Source organism: Streptomyces sp. NPDC003284 (assembly GCF_053589675.1).
This window is the reverse complement of sequence record NZ_JBSFSI010000022.1, coordinates 55,128-79,806: the sequence shown is the minus strand read 5'-3', so window position 1 is coordinate 79,806 and position 24,679 is coordinate 55,128. Positions and strand designations below refer to the sequence as shown.

The 24,679-nt window shown below is 74.3% G+C and carries 19 protein-coding genes; 3 read left to right on the top strand and 16 right to left on the bottom strand.

Annotation, left to right across the window (positions count from 1 at the left end):
• Positions 1 to 42 precede the first annotated feature (42 nt).
• From ACWDYF_RS31895 to ACWDYF_RS31875, 5 genes are all read right to left on the bottom strand, one after another.
• Positions 43 to 2,172 (bottom strand): 3-hydroxyacyl-CoA dehydrogenase NAD-binding domain-containing protein, encoded by a 2,130-nt coding sequence (locus tag ACWDYF_RS31895; protein WP_389474494.1) that lies wholly within the window; start codon positions 2,170 to 2,172, stop codon positions 43 to 45.
• A complete protein-coding gene (locus tag ACWDYF_RS31890) occupies positions 2,169 to 3,398 on the bottom strand; it encodes a thiolase family protein (RefSeq protein WP_018564427.1) in 1,230 nt (409 codons plus the stop codon). Before ACWDYF_RS31890 ends, ACWDYF_RS31895 begins: the two co-directional genes overlap by 4 nt.
• A gap of 224 nt (positions 3,399 to 3,622) precedes the next feature.
• Complete coding sequence (locus ACWDYF_RS31885) at positions 3,623 to 4,921, bottom strand: HRDC domain-containing protein (protein WP_381739769.1); 1,299 nt, start codon at positions 4,919 to 4,921, stop codon at positions 3,623 to 3,625.
• Positions 4,922 to 5,177: 256 nt separating this feature from the next.
• Positions 5,178 to 5,834 carry a response regulator transcription factor gene (locus ACWDYF_RS31880; RefSeq protein WP_018564425.1) on the bottom strand — a complete coding sequence of 219 codons (657 nt, stop codon included), beginning with the start codon at positions 5,832 to 5,834 and terminating at the stop codon, positions 5,178 to 5,180.
• A gap of 413 nt (positions 5,835 to 6,247) precedes the next feature.
• Positions 6,248 to 6,943 carry a DUF3000 domain-containing protein gene (locus ACWDYF_RS31875; protein ID WP_037872557.1) on the bottom strand — a complete coding sequence of 232 codons (696 nt, stop codon included), beginning with the start codon at positions 6,941 to 6,943 and terminating at the stop codon, positions 6,248 to 6,250.
• Positions 6,944 to 7,068: 125 nt separating this feature from the next.
• Between ACWDYF_RS31875 and hemE the strand changes: the two genes are divergently transcribed.
• Positions 7,069 to 8,139 carry a uroporphyrinogen decarboxylase gene (gene hemE / locus ACWDYF_RS31870; RefSeq protein WP_381739771.1) on the top strand — a complete coding sequence of 357 codons (1,071 nt, stop codon included), beginning with the start codon at positions 7,069 to 7,071 and terminating at the stop codon, positions 8,137 to 8,139.
• A gap of 113 nt (positions 8,140 to 8,252) precedes the next feature.
• On the opposite strand, the gene ACWDYF_RS31865 is transcribed toward hemE, so the two are convergent.
• The 4 genes from ACWDYF_RS31865 to ACWDYF_RS31850 form a co-directional block, all read right to left on the bottom strand.
• Positions 8,253 to 10,625, bottom strand: a complete 2,373-nt coding sequence (locus tag ACWDYF_RS31865) for a glycosyl hydrolase family 18 protein (RefSeq protein ID WP_389473927.1) — start codon at positions 10,623 to 10,625, stop codon at positions 8,253 to 8,255.
• A gap of 220 nt (positions 10,626 to 10,845) precedes the next feature.
• Entirely contained in the window at positions 10,846 to 11,664 is an 819-nt protein-coding gene (locus ACWDYF_RS31860) for a rhomboid family intramembrane serine protease (RefSeq protein ID WP_381739774.1), read from the bottom strand.
• Between the two features lie 45 nt (positions 11,665 to 11,709).
• Entirely contained in the window at positions 11,710 to 13,122 is a 1,413-nt protein-coding gene (locus ACWDYF_RS31855) for an FAD-dependent oxidoreductase (protein WP_389473925.1), read from the bottom strand.
• A gap of 24 nt (positions 13,123 to 13,146) precedes the next feature.
• Positions 13,147 to 14,118, bottom strand: a complete 972-nt coding sequence (locus tag ACWDYF_RS31850; protein WP_389473923.1) for a DUF4349 domain-containing protein — start codon at positions 14,116 to 14,118, stop codon at positions 13,147 to 13,149.
• A 345-nt stretch (positions 14,119 to 14,463) separates the two neighbouring features.
• Here ACWDYF_RS31850 and hemG point away from each other — a divergent pair, with 345 nt between their 5' ends.
• Entirely contained in the window at positions 14,464 to 15,918 is a 1,455-nt protein-coding gene (hemG, locus tag ACWDYF_RS31845; protein ID WP_389473921.1) for a protoporphyrinogen oxidase, read from the top strand.
• 4 nt (positions 15,919 to 15,922) lie between these two features.
• On the top strand, positions 15,923 to 16,654 hold the full coding sequence (gene hemQ, locus ACWDYF_RS31840; protein ID WP_018564417.1) for a hydrogen peroxide-dependent heme synthase: 732 nt from the start codon (positions 15,923 to 15,925) through the stop codon (positions 16,652 to 16,654).
• Between the two features lie 10 nt (positions 16,655 to 16,664).
• Here the strand turns inward: hemQ and ACWDYF_RS31835 are convergent, their stop codons facing one another.
• From ACWDYF_RS31835 to ACWDYF_RS31805, 7 genes are all read right to left on the bottom strand, one after another.
• Positions 16,665 to 18,374 (bottom strand): alpha/beta hydrolase, encoded by a 1,710-nt coding sequence (locus ACWDYF_RS31835; protein WP_389473919.1) that lies wholly within the window; start codon positions 18,372 to 18,374, stop codon positions 16,665 to 16,667.
• A 217-nt stretch (positions 18,375 to 18,591) separates the two neighbouring features.
• Positions 18,592 to 19,380, bottom strand: coding sequence for a TIGR04222 domain-containing membrane protein (locus ACWDYF_RS31830; RefSeq protein ID WP_389473917.1), 789 nt, complete (start codon positions 19,378 to 19,380; stop codon positions 18,592 to 18,594).
• Between the two features lie 43 nt (positions 19,381 to 19,423).
• Positions 19,424 to 20,842, bottom strand: coding sequence for a DUF692 domain-containing protein (locus tag ACWDYF_RS31825; protein ID WP_389473915.1), 1,419 nt, complete (start codon positions 20,840 to 20,842; stop codon positions 19,424 to 19,426).
• A gap of 182 nt (positions 20,843 to 21,024) precedes the next feature.
• Positions 21,025 to 21,738: an aminoacyl-tRNA hydrolase gene (locus tag ACWDYF_RS31820; RefSeq protein ID WP_389473912.1), complete on the bottom strand. Its 714-nt coding sequence runs from the start codon at positions 21,736 to 21,738 to the stop codon at positions 21,025 to 21,027.
• 71 nt (positions 21,739 to 21,809) lie between these two features.
• The gene (locus ACWDYF_RS31815) at positions 21,810 to 22,049 is read right to left on the bottom strand and encodes a hypothetical protein (protein WP_381739788.1); all 240 of its coding nucleotides are present in this window, start codon (positions 22,047 to 22,049) and stop codon (positions 21,810 to 21,812) included.
• A gap of 19 nt (positions 22,050 to 22,068) precedes the next feature.
• A complete protein-coding gene (locus tag ACWDYF_RS31810; RefSeq protein WP_389473910.1) occupies positions 22,069 to 22,968 on the bottom strand; it encodes a polysaccharide deacetylase family protein in 900 nt (299 codons plus the stop codon).
• A 135-nt stretch (positions 22,969 to 23,103) separates the two neighbouring features.
• Entirely contained in the window at positions 23,104 to 24,663 is a 1,560-nt protein-coding gene (locus ACWDYF_RS31805; RefSeq protein ID WP_389473908.1) for an FAD-dependent oxidoreductase, read from the bottom strand.
• Between the last annotated feature and the right edge of the window lie 16 nt (positions 24,664 to 24,679).

The following is a 24,679-nucleotide window of genomic DNA, read 5'->3' as shown; positions in this document are numbered from 1 at the left end:
GCCCCCGCCTCGGCGGGGGCCCTCCTCACCGTGGTGCGCGTCTCACGCCGGGACCGACGCCACGCCCGGTGCCAGGAACCGCTTGCCGTTGACCCGCTCGCTGACGCCCTCGCGGTCCAGGTACGGCGTGATGCCGCCCAGGTGGAAGGGCCAGCCCGCGCCGGTGATCAGGCACAGGTCGATGTCCTGCGCCTCGGCGACGACACCCTCCTCCAGCATGAGCCCGATCTCCTGCGCGACCGCGTCGAGCACCCGGGCCCGCACCTGCTCCTCGGTCAGGACGGTGTCGCCCTGCCTGAGCAGCGCGGCGACCTCGGGGTCCAGCTCGGGCTTGCCGCTGTCGTAGAGGTAGAAGCCGCGCTTGCCGGCCTCGACGACCGCCTTGAGGTTCGGGGAGACCGTGAAGCGGTCCGGGAACGCCCGGTTGAGGGTCTCCGAGACGTGCAGGCCGATCGCCGGGCCGACCAGCTCCAGCAGCACCAGCGGGGACATGGGCAGACCGAGCGGCTCGACCGCCTTCTCCGCCACCTCCACCGGGGTGCCCTCGTCGATGACGTTCTGGATCTCGCCCATGAAGCGGGTCAGGATGCGGTTGACCACGAACGCCGGGGCGTCCTTGACCAGCACCGCGGTCTTCTTCAGCTTCCGGGCCACCGCGAACGCGGTCGCCAGGGAGGCGTCGTCGGTCCGCTCGCCGCGCACGATCTCCAGCAGCGGCAGGATCGCGACCGGGTTGAAGAAGTGGAAGCCGACGACCCGCTCCGGGTTCTTCAGCTTCGAGGCCATCTCCGACACCGACAGGGACGAGGTGTTGGTGGCGAGGATCGCGTGCGCCGGGGCGACCGCCTCGACCTCGGCGAACACCTGCTGCTTGACGCCCATCTCCTCGAACACCGCCTCGATGACGAAGTCGGCGTCCGCGAAGCCCTCGGCCTTGTCCAGGACACCGGTCACCAGCGCCTTGAGCCGGTTGGCCTTGTCCTGGTTGATCCGGCCCTTGCCCAGCAGCTTGTCGATCTCGGCGTGGACGTAGCCCACACCCTTGTCGATACGGTCCTGGTCGATGTCCGTGAGGACCACCGGGACCTCCAGACGGCGCAGGAAGAGCAGGGCGAGCTGAGAGGCCATCAGGCCCGCGCCCACCACGCCGACCTTGGTCACCGGCCGGGCCAGGTTCTTGTCCGGGGCACCGGCGGGGCGCTTGCCGCGCTTCTGCACCAGGTTGAACGAGTAGATACCGGCGCGCAGTTCGCCGCCCATGATCAGGTCCGCGAGGGCCCGGTCCTCGGCGTCGAAACCGGCCTGGAGGTCACCGTCCTTGGCGGCGGCGACGATCTCCAGGGCGCGGTAGGCGGCCGGGGCCGCGCCGTGCACCTTGGAGTCGGCGATGGCCCGGCCGCGCGCGACGGCCTGGTCCCACGCCTCGCCGCGGTCGACCGCGGGACGCTCCACGGCGATCTCGCCCTTGAGGACGGACGCCGTCCAGATCAGCGACTGCTCCAGGAAGTCGGCGCCCTCGAACAGCGCGTCCGCGATGCCGAGTTCGTAGACCTGCTTGCCCTTGAGCTGCCGGTTCTGGTTGAGGCTGTTCTCGATGACGACCGTGACCGCGTTGTCCGCGCCGATCAGGTTCGGCAGCAGGGTGCAGCCGCCCCAGCCGGGCACCAGACCGAGGAAGACCTCCGGCAGCGAGAACGCCGGCAGCGCGGCGGACACCGTGCGGTAGGTGCAGTGCAGACCGACCTCGACACCGCCGCCCATGGCCGCGCCGTTGTAGTACGCGAAGGTCGGCACGGCCAGCTTCGCCAGCCGCTTGAAGACCTCGTGGCCGCCCCTGCCGATGGCCAGCGCGTCCTCGTGCCGCTCCAGCAGCTCGACGCCCTTGAGGTCGGCGCCGACCGCGAAGATGAACGGCTTGCCGGTGATGCCGACGCCGACGAGGGCGCCGTCCGCGGCCTCCTTCTCGACCTGGTCGATCGCGGCGTCCAGGTTCGCCAGCGAGGCCGGTCCGAAGGTGGTCGGCTTGGTGTGGTCCAGGCCGTTGTCCAGGGTGATGAGCGCGAAGCGGCCCGCACCCAGCGGCAGGTCGAAGTGGCGTACGTGCGCCTGGGTGACGACCTCGCCCGGGAACAGCTCCGCCGCGCCCTTCAGGAGTTCGGTGGTGGTGCTCACTTGTCGCCTCCGGCAGCGCTCTCGAAGTGCGGGTTCTCCCAGATGACCGTCGCGCCCATGCCGAAGCCGACGCACATCGTGGTCAGGCCGTAGCGGACGTGCGGCTGCTCCTCGAACTGGCGGGCCAGCTGCGTCATCAGCCGGACACCGGAGGAGGCGAGCGGGTGACCGAAGGCGATGGCGCCGCCGTACTGGTTGACGCGCGCGTCGTCGTCCGCGATGCCGTAGTGCTCCAGGAAGGCCAGCACCTGCACGGCGAAGGCCTCGTTGATCTCGAACAGGCCGATGTCGGAGATGGACAGACCGGCCTTGGCGAGCGCCTTCTCGGTCGCCGGGATCGGGCCGTAGCCCATGACCTCGGGCTCCACGCCCGCGAAGGCGTAGGAGACCAGGCGCATCTTGACCGGCAGGCCGTTCGCGCGGGCGAACTCCTCGCTGGCGATCACGGAGGCGGTGGCACCGTCGTTCAGACCGGCCGCGTTGCCCGCGGTGACCCGGCCGTGCACCCGGAACGGGGTCTTGAGTCCGGCCAGGTTCTCCAGGGTGGTGCCCGGACGCATCGGCTCGTCGGCGGTGACGAGACCCCAGCCGGTCTCGCCGGCCTCGGGGCTGGTGCGGCGCACCGAGACCGGCACCAGGTCGGCCTGGATCTTCCCGTTCGCGTACGCCTTGGCGGCCTTCTCCTGGGAGCGCACCGCGTACTCGTCGGCGCGCAGCTTGGTGATGCCCGGGTACCGGTCGTGCAGGTTCTCCGCGGTCATGCCCATGAACAGCGCGGACTCGTCGACCAGCTTCTCGCTGACGAAGCGCGGGTTGGGGTCGACGCCCTCGCCCATCGGGTGGCGGCCCATGTGCTCGACCCCGCCCGCGATGGCCACGTCGTACGCGCCGAAGGCGACCGAGCCGGCCACCGTGGTCACGGCGGTCAGCGCGCCCGCGCACATGCGGTCGATCGAGTAGCCGGGCACCGAGGTGGGCAGACCCGCCAGGATGCCCGCCGTGCGCCCGATGGTCAGGCCCTGGTCGCCGATCTGCGTGGTCGCGGCGACGGCGACCTCGTCGACCTTCTTCGGGTCGAGCCCGGGGTTGCGGCGCAGCAGCTCCCGGATCGCCTTCACGACGAGGTCGTCGGCGCGGGTCTCGTGGTAGATGCCCTTCGGGCCCGCCTTGCCGAACGGGGTGCGGACGCCGTCGACGAAGACGACGTCCCTGACGGTACGAGGCACGATGGCTCTCCTCCAGGGTGCGGGATGGCACTGCTGCGGCGCGCGGAGCTGAGCGCGCGCTCAGCGCTCATGCTACTCGCGGGTAATGTGACTGCCCAGTCCCCCCGCCCCAAGCGGCGAACATCACACCTCGCGGGACGCCGAAGCGCCCCGCGAGGGACGCGGGGAACCGCGCGAGCAGCCACAGCCACAGGCGCAGCACATCCGCAGCCCGGCCCGCACCCCTACGGTGTCTGGGCGCCCGCGCCCGCCAGCGCGGCGACCAGCGAGGGCGTCGCCAGCTCCACCTGCCACGGCCGCGCGCCGTACCCGGCAAGGGCCGCACCCACGGACGCCTCGTCGGCGGGCTTCGGCGGCTCCCAGCACAGCCGGCGCACCGTGTCCGGCGCGACCAGGTTCTCCTGGGGCAGGTTCAGCCGTTCGGCGAGCGCGGAGACCGCGGCGCGGGCGGCGCTCAGCCGCTGCGCCGCCACCGGGTCCTTGTCGGCCCAGGCCCGCGGCGGCGGGGGACCGGTCACGTGCTGGCCCTGCTGCGGCAGCGCCGTCTCGGGCAGTGCCCTGGCCCGGTCCACCGCCGCCTGCCACTGCTCCAGCTGGCGCCGCCCGGTGCGGTGCCCGAAGCCGTTCAGCGCGGCCAGCGCGTGCACGTTGACGGGCACGGCGAGCGCGGCCTGCACGATGGCGGCGTCCGGGAGCACCTTGCCGGGCGAGACGTCCCGGCGCCGGGCGATCCGGTCCCGGGTCTCCCACAGCTCCCGTACGACGGCGAGCTGCCGCCTGCGCCGCACCTTGTGCATCCCGGAGGTGCGCCGCCAGGGGTCCTTGCGGGGCTCGGGGGGCGGCGCGGAGGCGATGGCGTCGAACTCCTGGAGCGCCCAGTCCAGCTTGCCCTGCCGGTCCAGCTCCTTCTCCAGCGCGTCGCGCAGGTCGACGAGGAGTTCCACGTCGAGGGCGGCGTAGCGCAGCCAGGGCTCGGGCAGCGGGCGGGTGGACCAGTCGACGGCGGAGTGGCCCTTCTCCAGGACGAAGCCGAGGACGTTCTCGACCATGGCGCCCAGGCCCACGCGCGGGAATCCGGCCAGCCGGCCCGCCAGTTCGGTGTCGAACAGGCGGGTGGGGACCATGCCTATCTCGCGCAGGCACGGCAGGTCCTGGGTCGCCGCGTGCAGCACCCACTCGACGCCGGTCAGCGCCTTGCCGAGGGCGGAGAGGTCGGGGCAGCCGACGGGGTCGATCAGTGCGGTCCCGGCGCCCTGGCGGCGCAGCTGGACCAGATAGGCACGCTGGCCGTAGCGGTAGCCGGAGGCGCGCTCGGCGTCGACGGCGACGGGGCCCGAGCCGGCGGCGAAGGCGGCGACGACTTCGGCGAGCCCCTCGGGGGAGGCGATCACGGGCGGAATGCCCTCGCGCGGTTCGAGCAAGGGGACCGGCGTCCCGGTGTCAGAAGTTCCGCCGTCGTCCGGAGGGGCGCCTCCGGTGGTGCGCAGTGGGCTGTCTGCTGCGGTTTCTTGGGCGTCGGTCACCTGTCAAGGGTATCGGTGGATGGGCGGCGCCCGCCGACGGAACGTTCCGTCGGCGGGCGCCGGGGGTCGTGAACCGGTCAGGTCGGGGACACGTCCGGTTCACGGCCGGTACACGGGACAGGCCGGTGCGCGGGGGCCGGACGCGACGGGGCGTCGAACCGGACGGCGGGGGGTCGGGGGATTCGCGGGATCGGGCGGTGGAGTGACGGGCGGACGGCCGATCGGGGGAGCGTGGGCGGCCGGGCGCCGGGCGGGGTCAGTGGATGATGCCGGTGCGCAGGGCCACGGCGACCATCCCGGCGCGGTCGCCGGTGCCGAGCTTGCGGGCGATACGGGCCAGGTGGCTCTTGACGGTGAGGGCGGACAGGCCCATCGAGACGCCGATCGCCTTGTTCGACTGGCCCTCGGCGACCAGCCGCAGCACCTCGACCTCGCGGCCGGACAGCTCGCGGTAGCCGCCCGGGTGGCTCGGGGCGCCCGGGGGGCGGCGGTGCAGCCGGGCGGCGCCGATGGGGGCGGCACCGGGCCGGGTGGGCAGTCCGAGGTTGGTACGGGTGCCGGTGACGACGTAGCCCTTCACTCCGCCCGCGAGGGCGTTGCGGACGGCGCCGATGTCGTCGGCGGCGGACAGGGCCAGGCCGTTGGGCCAGCCGGCGGCTCGGGTCTCGGAGAGCAGGGTGAGCCCGGAGCCGTCGGGCAGGTGCACGTCGGCGACGCAGATGTCGCGCGGGTTGCCGATGCGCGGACGGGCCTCCGCGACGGACGACGCCTCGATGACGTCACGGACTCCGAGCGCCCACAGATGACGGGTGACGGTGGACCGGACGCGCGGGTCCGCCACGACGACCATGGCGGTCGGCTTGTTCGGGCGGTAGGCGACCAGGCTTGCGGGCTGCTCGAGGAGAACGGACACCAGGCCTCCTGGGGGGTGGGGGACGGGGCCGGCTTGTGGGGAGGAAGCCGGTACGAACCGTGCTTGCTAGGTCACAGTCGTCTTCGGCATCAAACCCCTTGTCCTTTAGAGAATGATCACGATCTGGTGAGTAACAATGCGTTCAATTCGGACATACTGTCGATCATCCGAAGGTCGAATCGGTTCACTCGGGGCCGTTCGGGGTCGCTACCTGCCCGAAAGTGGCCGTATCGACAAAGACACGGCAAGGGACCGGTAAGACGCCGGACGGCGGCGGGGACGGCGCTCGGAGCCCGGCACGGCGAACGGCCCGGACGGTGTTCCGTCCGGGCCGTCCGGGCCGTTCGAAGAGACGAGAGAGATCAGAAGAGATCAGGAGAGACGAAGGGAGGGGAGACGCCGGCCGGTGTGGCTCAGCGCGACTGCGGGTCCCGCCGCTGCGGCAGTGTCACCACGGACGCGTCCCCCGGCCCGGCCGGCGGCAGACCCGCCACCTGGGCCAGCAGATCGCACCAGGAGGCCAGGTGCGCCCCCGTGTCCGGCACCCCGCCCAGGCTCTCGCGCGGGGTCCAGGAGGCCCGGATCTCGATCTGCGAGGCCGGCGGCCGCGCCGACAGCCCGCCGAAGTAGTGCGAACCGGCCCGGGTGACCGTACCGCTCGGCTCCCCGTACGTCAGCCCGCGCGCCTGGAGCGCCCCGGTCAGCCAGGACCAGCACACCTCCGGCAGCAGCGGATCCGCGGCCATCTCCGGCTCCAGCTCCGCGCGCACCAGGGTCACCAGCCGGAACGTGCCCCGCCACGCGTCGTGCCCGGCCGGGTCGTGCAGCAGCACCAGCCGGCCGTCGGCGAGGTCCTGCTCGCCGTCGACGACGGTGGCCTCCAGCGCGTACGCGTACGGCGCCAGCCGCTGCGGCGGCGGTACCTGGTCGATCTCCACCTGCGGCCGCAGCCGCGCGGCTCTCAGCGCGTCGACGGCAGCCCTGAACGGCAACGGCACCTGATCCGCCCTGCCCGCATTCCCGTCGCCGTCTTTCGCCTCCTTCTTCGCCCCCTTCGCGTCGTCCATCCCGCCAGCGCCGTCCGACAGTCGTCCCTGAGCCGCAGCCATGCCGGGAAGATTAAGGGGAACCGGGCCTTTGTGCAGGGCAAGACACCCCGCCGCAGGCAGGAGCGCCGTCCGCGGGCCGCACACCGCGGCCCGCGCGCCCCCGGCGCCGTGCGAAACTTGCTCGCGTGAGTGCCAACGAGACGCCTGCCAGCCACCGGCCGCCGACGGCCACCTACGACTCCGCCTTCCTCAGGGCGTGCCGGCGCGAACCGGTGCCGCACACGCCCGTGTGGTTCATGCGGCAGGCCGGGCGCTCGCTGCCGGAGTACCGCAAGGTGCGCGAGGGCATCGGCATGCTGGACTCCTGCATGCGGCCCGACCTGGTCACCGAGATCACCCTCCAGCCGGTCCGCCGGCACGACGTGGACGCGGCGATCTACTTCAGCGACATCGTCGTCCCGCTGAAGGCCATCGGCATCGACCTCGACATCAAGCCGGGCGTGGGCCCGGTCGTCGAGCGCCCGGTGCGCACCCGCGCGGACCTGGCCCGGCTGCGCGACCTGACCCCCGAGGACGTCTCCTACGTCACCGAGGCGATCGGCCTGCTCACCCGCGAGCTGGGCGCCACCCCGCTGATCGGCTTCGCCGGGGCGCCGTTCACCCTCGCGAGCTACCTCGTGGAGGGCGGCCCCTCGCGCACGTACGAGAACGCCAAGGCGATGATGTACGGCGACCCGGAGCTGTGGGCCGATCTGCTGGACCGGCTGGCCGCCATCACGGCCGCCTTCCTCAAGGTGCAGATCGAGGCGGGCGCGAGCGCCGTGCAGCTCTTCGACTCCTGGGCCGGGGCGCTGGCCCCCGCCGACTACCGTCGCTCGGTGCTGCCCGCCTCCGCGAAGGTCTTCGAGGCCGTCGCCGGGTACGGCGTCCCGCGCATCCACTTCGGCGTCGGCACCGGCGAGCTGCTGGGCCTGATGGGCGAGGCGGGCGCGGACGTCGTCGGCGTCGACTGGCGGGTCCCGCTGGACGAGGCCGCCCGCCGGGTCGGCCCCGGCAAGGCGCTCCAGGGCAACCTCGACCCGACCGTGCTGTTCGCGACCCGCGAGGCCGTGGAGGACAAGACGCGCGAGGTGCTGGCGGCGGCTCAGGGCCTGGACGGCCATGTCTTCAACCTCGGCCACGGGGTCATGCCGGCCACCGACCCGGACGCGCTGACCCGGCTCGTGGAGTACGTGCACACCCGCACCGCCCGCTGAGGCGGGCGGCCTGACGGACGGGCGGACGGACCCGGGCGGGCGGTCCGCCGGCCGCCCGCCCGGGAGTCACCGGCCGGCCCGGAGTCCCGGACCGGCCCGCTCTGCTGCTCCGGCTACTTCAGCCCGGTGTCGAGCGCGGTCATCAGCTGACCGTTCGAGGTGTCACCGGACATCTCCCACACGAAGCCGCCCAGCAGCCCCTTGGACTTGATCCAGGCCGTCTTCTTCCCGATCGACCAGGCGTCGTCGAAGGACCACCACTGGCCGTTCGCGCCGGTGTAGCCGAACGTCGACACCGACTGCTCGTCGTGGTGGACGGTCATCGACGGATAGCTGGCGATCAGGTTGTTGTAGCCGCGCACCCCGGCCTCGGTGTCGAACTGGCCGGGCGCCGCGCCGTTCGCGGCCTGCCACTCACCGGCCGCGCCGCCGTCGGTGACGCCCTGCCAGCCGCGCCCGTAGAACGGGAAGCCCACGGCCAGCTTGCGCGGGTTGACCCCGGCGTCGAGGTACGCCTGGATGGCGTTCTCGATGCTGAAGTGGAACGAGTAGGGGTCCTGTGCGTCCGTGTACAGGTTGGACGCGTCACCGGTGCGGTTGGGCTCCCAGGAGTTGTCGCTGCCCGAGCCGTGGAAGTCGTAGCCCTGGACATCGGCGTAGTCGAGGGAGTCGAAGATCCGGCTCAGGTCCCAGCCGGCGGCGATCTTCGCCGGGTCGGCCGGGGTGAACGCGGTCAGCAGCTTGTGCTCGCCGCCGAGCGCGTCGAGCTGCTTGCGGAACTCGGCGAGCAGCGCGGTCAGGTTGTCCTTGTCCTGGGTGCCGTAGTGGTTGCCCGGGTGGCCCTCGGAGCCCGGCCACTCCCAGTCGATGTCGAAGCCGTCGAAGATCCCGGCCGCGGTGCCGGGGCCGCCCGCGCCGTTGTAGACGGGCAGGTTGCCCTTGATCCACACGTCGATGCAGGACTTGACGAACTTCTCCCGGCTGGCCTGGGTGGCGGCGGCGTCGGAGAAGAACTTCGAGTACGTCCAGCCGCCGATCGACGCGACGATCTTCAGCTTGGGGTACTTGGCCTTGAGCTTCTTCAACTGGTTGAGGTTGCCGCGCAGTTTGCCCCAGCCGTCGTCGGCGACGCCGTCGACCGACTGGTCGGCGGACATCGGGCGCGCGTAGTCGGCGTCCGCGTCACCCGCGTCGGTGCCCTGGTCCGGGTCCTCCGGGTCGGCGGTGGTGCCCCTGGTGACGCCCGCCTTGCAGGTGAGGTCCTTCGAATCCAGGTTCTCGAAGGCGTAGTTGACGACGTCGAGCTTGGCCGCGGCGCCGGAGGTGTCCAGGTTCTTCACGAAGTACTGGCGGCCGTAGATGCCCCACTGGACGAAGTAGCCCACCTTGAGCTGCTTGCCCTGCCCGGCCACGTCGTCGGTGGTGACCTTCACCGCGTTCGAGGCGGGCGACGGGTTGTCCGCGGTGTCGCGGGCCTTGACGGTGAAGGTGTAGGCGGTGGCCGGGGAGAGGCCGTCCACGGTGGCCGTCGTGGTGTCCGCGCCGACCGACTTCGCCAGCGTGCTGCCGCGGTAGACGTCGTAGGCGGCCACGCCCACGTTGTCGGTGGCCTTGTCCCAGGCCAGGCCGACGCTGTAGGAGGTCTTGCCGGTGGAGCGCAGGTTGCCCGGCGCGGTCGGCGGCGTCGGGTCGGTCGACGGGTCCACCGTCTTGACGGTCAGCGGCTGGCTGGCCGGTCCGATGTTCCCGCGGGTGTCCTTGGCCCGCACGGTGTACGTGTAGTTCGTCGCCGGGGTCAGCCCGGTGACGGTCGCCGAGGTGCCGGTGACGGTGGCCACGGTGTTCGTGCCGCTCAGCACGTCGTAGGAGGCCACGGTGTGGTCGCCCGGCTGGGCCGCGGTCCAGCTCAGCGCCACCGAGTGCGCGGTGACCGCGGTCGCCTTGGGGGTGCCCGGCGCGGTCGGCGGGATGTCGGGGCTGCCGTCGCACTTGTCGCCGTTGATGGTGCAGCCGGTCGGCGCGGCGGCCTTGCCGGTCGCGGTGAACCAGTAGCTGTACGGCTCGGTGCTGCCGCCGGCCGGGACGTTCCCGTTGTAGTAGGCGTTCTTCGCGGTCACATGCTGCCCGGAGACCGTGACGTCGGCGTAGTAGTTGCTGGTCAGGGTCGCCCCGGCCGGGAGGTCGAACTCCAGGGTCCAGCCGCTGGCGGCGGCGGAGCCGCTGTTGCGGACGACGTACTTGCCCTGCCAGCCGGAGCCGTTGTCCTGGGAGGAGAAGGTCGCGGTGAGCGTGCCGGCCGCGTGGGCGGGCGCGGCGAGGGCGGTGAGTCCGGCCAGCGGCAGGATCAGGGTCGCGCCCAGGGCGACGATCCGCCGCCGCAGCCGTCCGGCCCCTGAGCCGGGCCGGCGCGGCGTCCTGATGCCGGACAGCGGTCCTCGCCCGCGGTCCGGTCCTCTCTCGGAAAGTGGTCTGCGCCTGTGGAACATGGCTCTCCCTGCTGAGGTGGGGTGGTACAGGGGTGAGGTGAACCGTGCGCGTGCGCGTGCGTGTGCCGGGAGGGGAGGCAGGCCGGCGGGCCGGGACACGGCGCGCTCCCGCCTTCGATCGGGGCGCCCACAACGTAGAAGGTCTGGACCAATGCGTCAACAGGTCCGGCCGGACTCCGGGGGGTCAGGGGTACCCCCGGCGGCCCTCACCGGCCGGTGCTCACCAGCCGGTCCGGGCCCGGCGGCCGAACAGCAGACCGCGCGGCTCCGGCGGGGGCGGGGTGCCGGGGCGCAGCGGCAGCGCGAGCAGCATGCCCGCGACGAAGCCGAACACATGGGCGGTGTACGCCACGGTGCCCGCGTCGGACACGCCCTCGCCCGCGGAGTAGAACGCCTGGAGCAGGAACCAGAATCCCAGCACGATCCAGGCCGGGAGACGCAGCGGCAGGAAGATCAGGAACGGCACGAGGACCCAGACCCGGGCCCGGGGATAGAGCACCAGATAGGCGCCGAGGACCCCGGCGATCGCCCCCGAGGCGCCGATCAGCGGCTGGCCGGAATCCGCGTCCAGCAGGGCGAAGCCGTACCCGGCCACGTATCCGCACACCACATAGAACAGCAGGAAGCGGACGCGGCCCATCCGGTCCTCGACGTTGTTGCCGAAGATGAACAGGAACAGCATGTTCCCCAGCAGGTGCAGCCAGCTCCCGTGCAGGAACATCGAGGTCAGCACCGACAGCACCGGCGACTTCCGGTACGTCGGCGGGCCCAGCACACAGCCGGGCCCCTGCACGCCCACCCCGGTCGCGCCCGTCGGCACCAGCGACGGCAGCCGGCCGTGGATCAGCTCGCGCGGCACCAGCGCGTAGTGCTGCGTGAACGCCTCCAGATGGCACAGCTGCGCCAGCGAGCCGCCCCCGGTCACCGAGCCGGTGACACCCGGCGTGGCCAGGAACACGACGACGTTCGCGACGATCAGGGCGTACGTCACCCAGGGGGTGCGCCGCACCGGATTGACGTCATGGACGGGGATGACCACGAAGAAGTCCTTCCCGGGATGCGCCCGGTGAACCGGCCCGCCGGATCAGCGCGCCCGGTCGACCGCGGCCGCCGCCTTGCGGGCCGCCACCAGCACCGGGTCCCACACCGGGGAGAACGGCGGGGCGTAGCCGAGGTCCAGCGCGGTCATCTGCTCCACGGTCAGCCCCGCCGTGAGCGCCACGGCGGCGATGTCGACCCGCTTGGCCGCGCCCTCCCGGCCCACGATCTGGACCCCCAGCAGCCGGCCCGTGCGCCGCTCGGCGAGCATCTTCACGGTCATCGGGGAGGCCCCCGGGTAGTAGCCCGCCCGGCTGGTCGACTCGATGGTGACCGTCTCGAAGCGCAGCCCGACGCGCCGGGCGTCCCGCTCCCGCAGCCCGGTCCGGGCGATCTCCAGGTCGCACACCTTGCTCACCGCGGTCCCGACCACGCCCGGGAAGGTGGCGTAGCCGCCGCCCGCGTTGGTGCCGATGACCTGGCCCTGCTTGTTGGCGTGGGTGCCGAGCGGCACGTGCCGCTGCTGTCCCGAGACCAGGTCGAGCACCTCGACGCAGTCACCGCCCGCCCAGATGTCCTCGTGCCCGCGCACCCGCATCGCCCGGTCCGTGAGCAGCCCGCCGTGGTCGCCGAGCGGCAGCCCCGCCGCCCGCGCCAGCGACGTCTCGGGCCGCACCCCGATGCCCAGCACCACCACGTCCGCCGGGTACTCGGCGTCGCCGGTGGCCACCGCACGCGCCCGCCCGTCCGCCCCGGTCAGCACCCCGGTCACCTCGGTGCCGCCCACCATGGTGACGCCCAGGCCCGTCATCGCCTCGCGCACCAGGCGGCCCATGTCCGGGTCGAGCGTCGCCATCGGCTCCGCACCCCGGTTGACGACCGTCACCTCGTAGCCGCGCTTGATCAGCGCCTCGGCCATCTCCACCCCGATGTAGCCCGCGCCCACCACGACCGCCCGGCGGCCCCGGGTGCGGGCCAGACCGCCGAGCAGTTCCTCGCCGTCGTCCAGGGTCTGCACGCCGTACACCCCGGGCGCGTCGATGCCGGGCAGCTCCGGGCGCACCGGCCGGGCCCCGGTCGCGACGACGAGCTTGTCGTACGACGTCCAGGACTCGGCCCCCGACCCGGCGTCCCGCGCGCGGACCCGGCGCCCGGCCACGTCGATCTCCGTGACCTCGGTGCGCATCCGCAGGTCGATGCCGCGCGCGCGGTGCTCCTCGGGCGTGCGCGCGATCAGCTCGTCCCGCTCCTCGACGTCACCGCTCACCCAGTAGGGGATCCCGCAGGCCGAGTACGAGCTGAAGTGGCCGCGTTCGAACGCCACGATCTCCAGCTCGTCCGGTCCGCGCAGCCGCCGGGCCTGCGACGCCGCGGACATCCCCGCGGCATCGCCCCCGATCACGACCAGCCGCTCCCGCCGTCCGCCGCCGTCCGTGCCCGTGCCGTCGCTCATGCTCATGCGCACACGCTACGACGGCCGCGCTCACCGCTCCCGGCCGCCGTCCGCACCGGCGCTGTCCGTACCGGCGGCAGGCGCCGGGGCCGCCGGGTGGACCGGCAGGCCGGGGCCCGCCGGGGCGGTCACCGGCGCCCCGGCGGGGGCGCGGCGGGGCAGGCGCGGGCGTACGACCCGGAGCCAGAGCACGGTGAGAAGGGCCGCGGCGGCGGCGAAGGGCAGCACCGCGCCCAGGGCGAGGGCGAGCCAGCGGACCACGGTCACGAACACGTGCCAGCCGCCCGCCAGCGCGTCCAGGAACCCGGGATCGTCGTCCGCGCTCTCGTGCGCCGGAGCGGACGCCGAGGACAGCGACAGGGTGACGGTGGCCAGGCTCGTACGGTCCTTCAGGGACGCCTGCTGGGCGAGCAGCGCCTCCAGATCGGCCTCGCGGCGGCTCAGTTCGCTCTCCAGGGAGACGACGTCGCCGAGGCTCCCGGCCTTGTCCATGAGCGCGCGGACCCGGGCCACGCTGGCGCGCTGCGACCGGATCCGGCTGTCGACGTCCACGACCTGGCCGGTGACGTCCTCGGCCTTGGCCGACCGCTCGACCAGCCGCCCGGAGCCCTCAAGGCGGGCCAGGAGCGCGTCGTAGCGGTCCACCGGCACCCGCAGCACGACCCGGGTCCGCTCGTGTCCCTCGGCGTCCCGGTCGGTGGTCTCGTCGCCCACGTAGCCCCCGGCGTCCTGGGCCGCCGCGCGCGCCGTGGCGAGGGCCTTCGCCACGTCCCGCACCTCCACCGTCAGCGAGGCCGTGCGGACGATCTGGGCGGCCGGGGCCTTCGGCGCGGCGGTGGCCCCGGTGCCGGGCGCGTCGGTCCGGTCGGCGTACCCGGCGGCGCCGTTCCCGGTGGCCGGGACGCCCCGCTGGGCCGCGCTCCCGGCGGCCTTGCGGGAGGAACTGTCGGAACCGCCGGACTCGCTGCATCCGGTGACCGCGAGCGCCGCCGCGAGCAGCACACCGGTCAGGGCGGCAGCCGTCCTGGGGGCGGACCGGGACGCGGACCGGGGCGAGGGCGGACGCGGGGCCGGTGAAGCAGACGGAGAAACAGAAGGAGAAACGGACGGTGAAGCAGAAGGAGAAACGGACGGTGAAGCGGATATGGCTCGAACGGAGCGTCGAGCGCGGTGCTGTGCGCGCATGTGTCGCGTACCCCCCAGGGCGTGGTGACCTCTGACGCTCCTTCGACTCGGCGGCCGCCCGATGCGTTGCCGGTGCGCGGTCCCGATGCGGTCACGGTCAGGACTCGTCCCGGACACCGGGGCCCCGCGGGCGCGCCGGGCGGGTCTGAGAGAGTGGAGGCCATGAGCGCAACGGGCACGGACACGCGGCAGGTCGTCGTCGTCGGAGGCGGGATCGCGGGGCTGGCCGCCGCGCACCGGCTGCTGGAGCGCGGCGCGCGGGTGACCGTGCTGGAGGCCGCCGACCGCGTCGGCGGCAAGCTGCTGCCCGGCGAGATCGCGGGCGTCCGCGTCGACCTGGGTGCCGAGTCGATGCTGGCCCGGCGGCCCGAGGCCGTGGGCCTCGCCCGCGAGGTGGGCCTGGCCGACCGGCTCCGGCCGCCCGCCACCGCGACCGCCTCCCTGTGGACCCGCGGCGCCCTGCGCCCGATGCCCAAGGGCCATGTGATGGGCGTGCCCGGCACCGCCGCCGCCCTCGCCGGGATCCTCTCCGCCGAGGGCCTGGCCCGTATCGAGCGCGACGCCGACCTGCCGCGCACCGAGGTCGGCGAGGACGTGGCGGTCGGCGCGTACGTCGCCGAGCGGCTGGGCCGCGAGGTCGTCGACCGCCTGGTCGAACCGCTGCTCGGCGGCGTCTACGCGGGCGACGCCCACCGCATCTCGATGCGCTCGGCGGTGCCCCAGCTCTTCGAGGCCGCCCGCACCCACACCTCCCTGACCGAGGCGGTCCGCGCCCTCCAGGACCGCGCGGCGCGGACCCCGGCCACCGGCCCGGTCTTCCTGGGCATCGAGGGCGGCGTCGGCACGCTGCCGCTCGCGGTCGCCGCCTCGGTACGGGCACGTGGCGGCGAGATCCTGACCGGCACCCCGGCGAGCGGACTGCGCCGGACCCCGGAGGGCGGCTGGCGGCTGCTCGCCGGGGACCGCGTCCTGCACGCCGACGCGGTCGTCGTCGCCGTCCCCGCGCCCGCCGCCGCCGCCCTGCTGGAGACCGAGTCCCCGGGCGCGGCGGCCGAGCTGCGGGCCGTCGAGTACGCCTCCATGGCCCTGGTCACCCTCGCCTACCGCCGCGCCGACGCCGCCCTGCCCGAGGGCAGCGGCTTCCTCGTGCCGCCCGTCGACGGACACACCATCAAGGCGTCGACCTTCGCCTCCCGCAAGTGGGGCTGGATCGCCGAGGAGGACCCGGACGTGCTGGTGCTGCGCACCTCGGTCGGCCGGTACGGCGAGACGGAGATCCTGGACCGCGACGACGCCGACCTGGTGGACCTCTCCCGCCGCGACCTGCGCGCGGCCACCGGCCTGGACGCCGTACCGCTGCGCACCCGCGTCACCCGCTGGGACGGCGGACTGCCCCAGTACCCGGTCGGCCACCACGCGCGCGTGGCCCGGGTCCGCGACCACGTCGCCCGGCTGCCGGGCCTCGCGGTGTGCGGCGCCGCCTACGACGGGGTGGGCATCCCCGCCTGCGTGGCGAGCGCGGACGCCGCCGTGGACCGGCTCACGGGCGGCCTCACGGCCGTGCGGGAACTCACCGCCCACCCGGTGCGGAGTCCGCACGGCGGAGCGGGAGAATAGCCCCATGAGTGACGACGCCTCCACCACCGACGCCGGCCGGATCCCGAACAAGGGCAAGCTGGCCAAGGACCTCAACGAGGTCATCCGCTACACCCTGTGGTCCGTCTTCAAGCTGAAGGACGTCCTCCCCGAGGACCGCACCGGCTACGCCGACGAGGTCCAGGAGCTGTTCGACCAGCTCGCCGCGAAGGACGTGACGGTCCGCGGCACCTACGACCTGTCCGGGATGCGCGCCGACGCCGACATCCTGATCTGGTGGCACGCCGAGACCAGCGACCTGCTCCAGGAGGCGTACAGCCGCTTCCGCCGCACCCGGCTCGGCCGCGCGCTGGAGCCGGTGTGGTCGAACATGGCGCTGCACCGGCCCGCCGAGTTCAACCGCTCGCACATCCCGGCGTTCCTCGCCGACGAGACGGCGCGCGACTACGTCAGCGTCTACCCGTTCGTCCGCTCCTACGACTGGTACCTGCTGCCCGACGAGGACCGCCGCCGGATGCTCGCCGACCACGGCAAGATGGCCCGCGGCTACCCGGACGTCCGGGCGAACACCGTCGCGTCCTTCTCCCTGGGCGACTACGAGTGGATCCTCGCCTTCGAGGCCGACGAACTGCACCGCATCGTCGACCTCATGCGCCACCTGCGCGGCTCGGAGGCCCGCAGGCACGTGCGCGAGGAGGTGCCGTTCTTCACCGGCCGCCGCAAGGACGTGGCGGACCTGGTCGCCGGGCTCGCCTGACCGCTCCCGGTCAGGTCCCGGCCGGCCGCCGGTCGTCCTTCCGCCCCAGGGCGTCCCGCAGCTCGCGCGCCCGGTTCTCCTGGAAGGTCGGCCGGCCCGGCAGCGGCTCGGGCCGCGCGGCGCACTCCGCGTCCCGGTCCGGCAGCCGCCCTTCCAGGAGATACGCGTCCACGCGCGCGTCGACGCACCGGTTCGGGCCGTACGCGATGCCGTGCGTGCCCGCGCCCCGCTCGGTCACCAGCACGGAACCGGCCAGTCGCCGCCGCAGTTCCAGCGCGCCCGCGTACGGGGTGGCCGCGTCCCGTTCGGCGGCCAGGACCAGCGTGGGCGGCAGCGCGCCCGGCACGGTCCGCACGTCCAGCGGCCGCTGCCGGGGCACCGGCCAGTAGGCGCACGGCAGATTCGCCCACACATTGCCCCAGGTCTCGAAGGGCGCCACCCGCGCGAGCCGCGTGTTGTCGCGGTCCCAGACCCGGAAGTCGCCCGGCCAGGGCGCGTCGTTGCACTCCACGGCCGTGTACACGGCGGTGCTGTTCTCCGCCTCGGCGGCCCCCGCCCGGTACGGCGCGGCCAGCGCGACCAGCGGCTTCTCGTCGCCCTTCAGATAGGCCGAGAGCGCCTCGGCGGCCCCCGGCCAGAAGTCGTCGTAGTAGCCCGCGTTCAGCAGCGCGCCCTGCAACTGCGCCGGTCCCACCGTGCCGCCCGCCGGGCGCGCGGCCAGCCGGGTGCGCGCCCGCTCGTAGGCCGTGCCCACCGCCCGCGCGCTGCGGCCGAGGCCGTACACGTCGTCGTGCCGGGCCACCCAGCGCCGGAAGTCCGCCCAGCGGGTCTCGAACGCGGCCGACTGGTCGAGGTTGTCGCGGTACCAGATCCGGGACGGGTCCGGGTCCACCGCCGAGTCGAGGACCATCCGCCGCACATGCGCCGGGAACAGCGTCGCGTACAGCGCGCCCAGATAGGTGCCGTAGGAGGCGCCCATGAAGGTCAGCCGGTCCTCGCCGAGCGCGGCCCGCAGCACCTCCAGGTCGCGGGTGTTGGCGAGGGAGGTGTAGAAGCGCAGGGCGGCGCCCGTGCGCCGGGCGCACCCCTGGGCGTAGGCCCTGGCCTCGGCCACGCGGCGGCGCTTGTACGCCGCCGAGGGGTGCGTCGGCGCCGGGTCCGGCCCCTTGAAGAAGCTCTTCGGGTCCTCGCAGGACAGCGGAGCCGAGCGGCCCACCCCGCGCGGGGCGTAGCCGACGAGGTCGTAGGCGGCCGCGACCCGCTTCCACTCGGGCAGCAGCCCGATCAGCGGGAACGACATGCCGTCGCCGCCCGGCCCGCCGGGGTTGAAGACGAGGGCGCCCTGCCGCGGCACCCGCCCGGCGGTGGCCGGGTCCCGGCCGGTGGCCCGCGCCCGGCTGACGGTGAGGCGGATCTGCGGGCCGTCGGGGCGGGCGTAGTCGAGCGGTACGGAGACGGTGCCGCACTCCATGACGGCGGGCATGTCCCGGCCGCCCGGACAGGCGCCGAAGCCGATGCCCGCCACCCGGGCGCGCGCGGCGGCCACGGCCGTGCCCCGCAACTCGGCCGCCCCGCCGGGCACTTCGGGCACCGCGTGCACCGCGTGCACCGCGTGCACACCGGGGTCCCCGGGCGCCCGGGGTGCGCCGCCCGAGGGGGCGGCGGCCAGGGCGGTCAGGACCAAGGACGCGGCGACCGTGTGGACGGCGGCGGCTCTCATCGGCGTATCCCTTCGGCGCACGGCGGCACCAAGGGATGCTTCGGCCACTCGCGCGCGAAGGCAAGCACCGGCGGCCGGTGTCGCCGCGGGTGCGCCCGATGCGCCCCTGCCGCGGGCCGCACGCCCCGGCGCGCGGCACGCGGAGCACGCGGAGTGCGCGGGGTGCGCGCCCGCGCGTGCGGACATCGGGCGGTGTCGCTCCCGCCGGGCCGGCCGGTCACTCCCGGTAGGGCTGGTCGCGGTGGGCGAAGGCCGCGCGCAGTTCCGGTTCGCCGATCGCGCGGATGCCCCGTACGGCCACGGAGGCCAGGTAGGCGCGTTCGTCGCCGGTGCGGTGCGCGCGCCGGACCAGGGCGCCGAGCAGGTGCTGCCCCGCCGGGGACGCCCAGCGCGCGGACGGGTGGATCTCGAACCGGGCGATGGCGAGGCAGCCCACGGTGAGCGCCAGCGGGAGCGCGAACCACAGGGCGATCAGCGGGCGCGGCATCCCGGCCGGGACCGGCAGCAGCAGTGCGGCCACCCCCAGCGCGGTCACCGCGAGCGCGGCCGTCCGCACCCCGCGTGTCCCGGCCGCCATGGCCGCGCCCGGCGCGTCCTCCGGTACGGCGAGCCCGGCGTCCACCAGCCGCTCGGCGAGCCCGCGCACGGGGTCGGCGGCGGCCGCGGCGGACCGTACCGGAGCGATCCGGGACTGTCCCTCGGGGCCGATGGCCCCTATGACGGACCGTTCCATCTCGTCCCGTCCGCACGGGTCGACGACGGTGGCCCAGCCGGTGTGCGCGAGCAGCAGCCTGCGCTCGCGCGCCATGGCGACCAGCGTGACGTCGGCGACCCGGGCGGGACCGCCGGACAGGAACGCGGCCTCGTACAGCGTGAGATCGTGGTCCCGGTCCACCACCAGGTCCCGGGTCTCCTCGGCCGCCGCGCGAACGGCGGCCAGACACAGCCGCGTACAGGCCACACCGGCGACGACCCAGGCCGGGAGCAGAAGGAGAACCCAGAGCATGACCTGTTTCTATGCCAGTGACCTGGGAAAATCCATCGCCTTTTCACATCGCGGACGAGGCGTGCTCGCTGTGTGAAGCCCTCCCGGTGCCGCGCAGCAGCATCCGGCGGGCCGCCCGTGCCACCCGGACCGCCGGCCTGCGCGACCTCGGCGCGGGCCCCGAGCGCTCCCGCCACCAGTGGTGCAGCTTCCGGCGGGCCGCGGGGTCCTCGGGCCGCCCGGCCAGCAGCAGGGACTCCGCGAACGCCATCGCGTCCAGCCGGTAGCCGCCGCGCATCGGGTGCCGCTGCGCGTAGGCGAGGAAGGCGGTCCGGTACCCGTCCCCGAGGATGACCGGAAGCTCCGGTGTCACCTTGGCCACGACACCCGCCCGCTTCGAGGCCAGCGCCCGCGCCTGGACCCCGAGCCGCGCCCGGTCGAACCCCTCCGGCGCGGGCGTCCCCGCCACCAGCGCCGACAGCAGCGCGGTCTGCGCGAGCGCCAGCCGCTGCCGGACGGGCTCGGAACCGGAAGCGCAGCCGGGGCGGGGCCCCGGGACGGTGGCGGTGCCGGTCCGGAGGGTGGTGGCAGTCCGGGTGGCGGTGGCGGTGCCGCGCGACCGTCCCGTACCCGCCCCGTGCTCGCGCTCACCCGCCGCGTGCCCGCGTTCCACCGCCTCCGCGATGGCGTCCAGTTCCCCCTTCAGCACCTCCGGCGCCGGGAAGTTCTCGTCGCGTTCCAGCAGGACCCCCGGCGGGGCGACGCGCGAGGCGAGGTCGGCCAGGATGTCGAGCACCGGCCGGGGGACCGGGTGGGCGTGGCTGTCGTGCCAGACACCGTCGCGTTCGAAGCCGCCCGCCACATGGACGTACGCGAGCGCCTCCAGCGGCAGTTCGGACAGCGCCTCGGCCGGGTCCTCGCCCTGGTTGACGTGGTTGGTGTGCAGATTGGCCACGTCGATCAGCAGCCCCACGCCGGTGCGGTCCGCCAGCTCGTACAGGAACTGCCCCTCGGTCAGCTCCTCGCCGGGCCAGGCCAGCAGCGCGGCGATGTTCTCCACGGCGAGCGGCACGGGCAGGGCGTCCTGCGCGATACGGATGTTCTCGCACAGCACGTCGAGGGCGTCGCGGGTGCGCGGCACGGGCAGCAGATGGCCCGCCTCGATCCGGTCCGACGCGGTCAGCGGGCCGCCCGCCCGGACGAAGGCGATGTGCTCGGTCACCAGCGGCGAGCCGAGGGCCTGGGCCCGCTCGGCGAGCGCCTTCAGCCGCCCCTCGTCGGGGCGTTCACCGCCGCCGAGCCCGAGCGAGACGCCGTGCGGCACCACGGTCACCCCGCGCTCGCGCAGCCGCCGCAGCGACGCGGGCAGATGGTCCGGGCACACGTTCTCGGCCACGGCCTCGACCCAGTCGAGGCCCGGCATGCGCTCCACGGCGTCCGCGATCTCCGGGCGCCATCCGATACCCGTCCCCAGTCGTTCCATGAGTCCCTCGTCCCCCCTTGTCCCTTGTCCCTCGTCCCTCGCCCCCGCGTCCCCCCGCCCCGCGTACCGGACGTCCGCGCGCGGCGCACCCGAGGGGTATGGCCCCGCCGGGCGGCGGTGAACCGCGCGGCGGACTCCTTCAGAGCAACATCTGAGGTTTCCCGGTCCGGACCCGGCCGCGCCTACCGCAGCGCCGGATGGTCGGCGACCACCGTGCAGGAACCGGGCGCGATCTCGGTGAAGCCCGCGTCCCGCACCAACGGCAGCCCGCTGTCCACCAGTTCGCGCCACTGGCCGGGTTCGGCGGTGCGCACGGCGAGCGGGAAGCCGGCGTCCCGCCAGGCCGCGCGCCGCTCGTCGGTCAGCTCCCACCAGGCGAGCTGGGCGCCGTGGCCGGCCTGGGCCATCGCCTTGCCCGCGGACATCTCCAGGCCCGGGTTGAACCACAGGACCGGTGTGCCGGGCGCGGGCCGGGCGGGCGGCTCCGGGTCGTCGAGGTCGGTGCCGGAGACCTGGAGCTTCGCCAGGTCCTTGGGCCAGCCGTCCAGCGGCACGGGCGGGAAGACCCGTACCTCGGCGGCGGCTCCGGTGACCGTGACGCCGTCCAGCGCCCCGGCCCGCCGCCACTCCGCGCCGCGCGCCCGCCGCACCACCTTGCGGATCCGGGCGTCCTGCCAGTCCCGCACCGCCTGGGCCCAGGGGCCGTCACCGAGGGCGCGCTCGTCGCTCAGCAGCACCAGCACCGCGCGGGCCGCCGCCTCCAGCGCGTCGGTACGGGCCGGGGGAGCGGCCCGCTCGATCCGGACGACCAGCGGCAGCACGAACTGCGGCGCCTCGTCCCGGGCGCTGGGCTCGGCACGGAACGGGCTCTCGGGAACGGAGGTCTCATACGTCACGCCCCCAGTGTGCCAACCGCGGCGGCCGCCCGGGGAACCCGGTGGAGGGGGCGACCGGGGCGACGGCGGAGTCAGCCCGAGCAGGCCGTGCGCTGCGCCTCCTGCCACGCGCAGACGGGGCAGAGGGTGATCCCCTTGTACGACTCCGGGTACTCGGTCGGTTCCCGGCACAGCACACACTCCGCGTACGGCGGCCCGTCGGCCCTGGGCGGCAGGGGCGCGCCGGTCACGCAGTACCCGGTGCCGCCGTCCTCCCCGGCCGTGCCGCCGCCGCTCGCGCCGTTCGTGTCGTTCCCGTGGTCCACGCTCATGGTTCCAGCGTAGGACGCCTCAGGTGCGGCCCGCCGAGGCCCCGATCATGTCGGACACCTTCACGAAGCGGTAGCCCTGCTTGCGCAGCTCCGGCACGACCGCGCGCACCACGCGCTCGGTGGTCGGGGCAGCGCTGCGCGTGCAGTGCATGACCACGACCGAGCCGGGCTTCACCCCGTCGAGCACCTGCCGGACCACGGCGTCCGCGTCGGTGGCGAACGCGTCGCCGCTCACCACGTCCCACTGCACGGCGGTGACACCGAGGGGCGCGAGCGTGCGCAGCACCTGGGAGTCGTAGCAGCCGCCGGGGAAGCGGAGGTAGGGCATCGGGTGCGGGACGCCCGCCTTGGCGAAGGCCGTGTACGCGCGTTCCACGTCGGGGCGGACCTGGTCGGCGGTGACCGTCGGCAGGCCGTAGCAGTCGCCGGTGAACGCGTAGTGGCTGTAGGAGTGGTTGGCGAGTTCGAACAGGGGGTCCGTGCCGATGGAACGGGCCTGGTCGGGGTACGTCTCCGCCCACTTGCCGGTCATGAACACGGTGGCGGGCACCTTGAGGGCGCGCAGCGCGGCGATCAGCTCCGGGTTGTCGAAGTGCTCGCCGGAGGCCGCGCGGCGCCCCTCGTCGGCGGTCATGTCGGCGTCGAAGGTGAAGGCGACGGTCTTGCCCTTGTCCCGGGGGCCGTGCGTGAACACGGGCGTCAGCCCGCCGGGCCCGGGGGTGAGCCGGGGCGGCTTGGACGGCGTGGTGGGCGAGGGCTTCGCGGGGGCCGCGGACGAGGGGGAGACGGGGGAGTCCGGGTGCCCGGCGCGGGTGGCCTGGGTGCTCTGGGCGGAGCCGCAGGCGGCGAGGGAGGCGAGCGCGGTGCTCAGGACACCGGCGGCGGCATAACGGGCGATACGTCGTACAAGTGGGATCACCCGACGAAAGTAGGACGCTCTCCGGTCATATGAACGGCGGCGGGGCCGTGCGGTCACCCGGCCGGTGGTCACCCGCCGAGCGGCCCGCCACGGCCGGGGCGGATCCCGGCCCGGGGCGGCTCCGGCCGCGGTGGCTCACCGCTCCCGCCGCTCCAGCGGCTCGGTCGCCGGGCCCTGGAGCACCCTGCCCTCGGTGTCGAAGCGCGAGCCGTGGCAGGGGCACTCCCAGGCGCGCTCGGCGGAGTCGAAGGCGACCAGGCAGCCCAGGTGGGTGCAGCGGGCGGACAGCGTGTGCGTGCTTCCCTCGTCGTCGCGGTACACCGCGAGGTGGTCGAGGCCGGACCGGACCACGGCGCCCTCGCCCGGTGCGATCGCCTCGACGGGCGGGGAGGGGCGCAGCCGGTCGCCGACGAAGTGCCGGGCGACCTCGGCCTGGTTCCTCAGGAGGGCGGGCGCCTCCCGGACGGCGGTCCGCAGCCTGCGCGGGTCGTACAGTTCGCGCCACGGGCAGTCCCGGCCGGTGATCAGTGCCGTGAGCAGTCCGCCCGCCATGATGCCGCCGCTCAGCCCCCAGCCGCCGAAGCCGGTGGCCACGTAGGTGTTGCGGGCCGCCTGGTGCAGTGGGCCGACCATCGCCACGGTGTCGGTCGGGTCGGTGTCCTGGGCCGCCCAGGAGCGCGTGAGCGCGGCGCCGGGGAAGTGCTCGCCCGCCCAGGCCGTCAGCCGGTCGAGGCGTGCCCGGCTGTCGCCGGTGCCCGGGGTGAAGTGCTCGCCGGTGACCACGAGGAGGCGCTGCCCGTCGGTGCCGTACGGTGCCGTGCGCACCGAACGGGTGTTCTCCTCCGGGGTGATGTACATGCCGTCCGGGTCCTCGGCGGTGCCGACCGGTCCGGCCACGACCAGTTCGCGGCGCGGGGCGAGCCGGGCGAACAGCAGCGCCCGGTCGAACACCGGATAGTGCGTGGCGACCACCACGTGCCGGGCCCGCACCGTGGCGCCCCCCGCGGTCGTCACCCGGCACGGCTCGCCCTCCGACAGGCCCCGCACCACGGTGTTCTCGAAGACCCGGCCGCCCCGCGCCACCAGGTCCGCCGTCAGGGCCAGCAGATACTTGCGCGGATGGAACTGCGCCTGCCCGGCCACCCGCACCGCGCCCGCCACCGGGAACGGCAGCCCGGTCTCCGTCACGAACGACGCGGCAAGACCGGCCTCCCGGGCCGCCTCCGCCTCGGCGCGCACCTCGGCCACCCGGTCCGCGTCCCGGACGTAGGTGTACGCGCTGCGGGTCTCCCACTCGCACTCGATGCCCAGCTCGTCCACCAGCGACCAGGCGCGCTCGACCGCCTCGGACTGCGAGCGCGCGTACAGCCCGGCCGCCCGCGCGTCGCGGGTCCGGCGCAGCCGGTCGTAGACCAGGGTGTGCAGCGCGGTCAGCTTGGCCGTGGTGTGCCCGGTGACGCCCGCCGCCACCCGCCGCGCCTCCAGCACCGCCACGCCGAGCCCCGCCCGCGTCAGCTCGTACGCCGTGCTGAGCCCGGCCATGCCGGCGCCGATCACGACCACGTCGACGTCCAGGTCCTCGGTGAGCGCGGGGCGCCCGGGACCCGGGGCCGTCTCGATCCAGTACGAGCCGTCGACACGCCGCCGCCCGCGCGGCTGCCCGGGGTGCTGTTCCTGCCGCTGTGCGTCGTCCATGGCCGCCGGGTACCCC

Excerpts from the sequence above, each read along its gene's own strand:
- ACWDYF_RS31875 (WP_037872557.1), bottom strand. The coding sequence starts at position 6,943 with ATGGCTGCGGCTCAGGGACGACTGTCGGACGGCGCTGGCGGGATGGAC.
- ACWDYF_RS31865 (WP_389473927.1), bottom strand. The coding sequence starts at position 10,625 with ATGTTCCACAGGCGCAGACCACTTTCCGAGAGAGGACCGGACCGCGGG.
- ACWDYF_RS31855 (WP_389473925.1), bottom strand. The coding sequence starts at position 13,122 with ATGAGCATGAGCGACGGCACGGGCACGGACGGCGGCGGACGGCGGGAG.
- hemG (WP_389473921.1), top strand. The coding sequence starts at position 14,464 with ATGAGCGCAACGGGCACGGACACGCGGCAGGTCGTCGTCGTCGGAGGC.
- hemQ (WP_018564417.1), top strand. The coding sequence starts at position 15,923 with ATGAGTGACGACGCCTCCACCACCGACGCCGGCCGGATCCCGAACAAG.
- ACWDYF_RS31835 (WP_389473919.1), bottom strand. The coding sequence starts at position 18,374 with ATGAGAGCCGCCGCCGTCCACACGGTCGCCGCGTCCTTGGTCCTGACC.
- ACWDYF_RS31830 (WP_389473917.1), bottom strand. The coding sequence starts at position 19,380 with ATGCTCTGGGTTCTCCTTCTGCTCCCGGCCTGGGTCGTCGCCGGTGTG.
- ACWDYF_RS31825 (WP_389473915.1), bottom strand. The coding sequence starts at position 20,842 with ATGGAACGACTGGGGACGGGTATCGGATGGCGCCCGGAGATCGCGGAC.
- ACWDYF_RS31815 (WP_381739788.1), bottom strand. The coding sequence starts at position 22,049 with ATGAGCGTGGACCACGGGAACGACACGAACGGCGCGAGCGGCGGCGGC.
- ACWDYF_RS31805 (WP_389473908.1), bottom strand. The coding sequence starts at position 24,663 with ATGGACGACGCACAGCGGCAGGAACAGCACCCCGGGCAGCCGCGCGGG.